This is a genomic window from Streptomyces roseolus (assembly GCF_014649855.1).
In the GTDB taxonomy this organism is placed as follows: Bacteria; Actinomycetota; Actinomycetes; order Streptomycetales; family Streptomycetaceae; genus Streptomyces; species Streptomyces roseolus.
This window is the reverse complement of the sequence record NZ_BMTV01000086.1, coordinates 1-1,129: the sequence shown is the minus strand read 5'-3', so window position 1 is coordinate 1,129 and position 1,129 is coordinate 1. Positions and strand designations below refer to the sequence as shown.

The window sequence follows — 1,129 nt, the reverse complement described above, 5'->3', positions numbered from 1 at the left end:
AGAGGTCGTTTTCACCTGCATCGGTGGGTTATCGCTGGTTTCCCAGAGTGCAGGGTCGCGGTGCCCGTGAGGCTGGGAAGATGGCCGGTGCCTTGCGAGGCGGGTGGGGTTGCGGATGAGGTGGAAGGGCACTTGCTTCCGTCTCATCCCGCGATGCCCTGCCCTTGAGGCCGTGTGCTTCCACTGCTGCCGTTGCACGCCTGGGCGCATACGGTTCGCGACAGTAGGCCGGAAGTATGGCGAAGCGACGTGCGTATCCGAGTGATCTGTCCGATGCCCGCTGGGAGTTGATCGAGCCGGTCCTGTCCGCGTGGCGGCTGGAACGTCGGCGCAGGGCTCTGCACTTCGGCCGGCCGCCCGAGCATGATCTGTGCGACATCATGGACGCGATCTTGTACGTCGACCGCACCGGGGTCCAGTGGCGCTACCTCCCGCACGACTTCCCGCCCTGGAACACCGTCTACGGCTACTTCGCCAAGTGGGCCGACGAAGGTGTATTCGCCCAGCTGAACGGTCTGCTCAGGCAGCTGCTGCGGGAGAAGGAGGGGCGGAACGCCGAGCCGTCGGCCTGTGTGATCGACGCGCAGAGCGTCAAGACCTCCACCAGCGTCCCGGCCGTCGGCCAGGGCATCGATGCCGGCAAGAAGATCGTCGGCCGCAAGCGGAGCATCATCACCGACACCCTCGGCCTGCTTCTCGCCGTGCTGGTCACCGCGGCGAGCGTGCAGGACTCCACCGCCGGCGCCACGCTGCTCGACCAGGTCGCCGCCGATCACCCCCGGGTCCGTAAGGTCTGGGTTGACGGCGGCTACCGACAGCATCTCGTCGAGCATGCCGCCACCCTCGGCATCGACATGGAGATCACCGCTCGCAAGCCCGGGACCAGGGGATTCACCCCCATTCCGAAGCGGTGGGCGGTGGAGCGGACCTATGGCTGGCTCATGCTGAACCGCCGTCTGGCCCGCGACTATGAAACCCTGCCCACTCGCTCGGAAGCCATGATCCACCTCGCCATGACCAGCCTCATGGCCCGCCGCCTCACCAGCGAGAGCACCATCTCCTGGCACGACCCGAAAGAACCCACAGAACATCCGATCCCGGGATGAAACATCGGGAGAAAACGACCTCT

At 65.9% G+C, this 1,129-nt stretch carries 1 protein-coding gene; it reads left to right on the top strand.

Features of this window, described 5'->3' with window-relative positions; genetic code table 11:
* Positions 1-236 precede the first annotated feature (236 nt).
* On the top strand, positions 237-1,106 hold the full coding sequence (locus IE245_RS36560; protein WP_189955765.1) for an IS5 family transposase: 870 nt from the start codon (positions 237-239) through the stop codon (positions 1,104-1,106).
* Positions 1,107-1,129 lie beyond the last annotated feature (23 nt).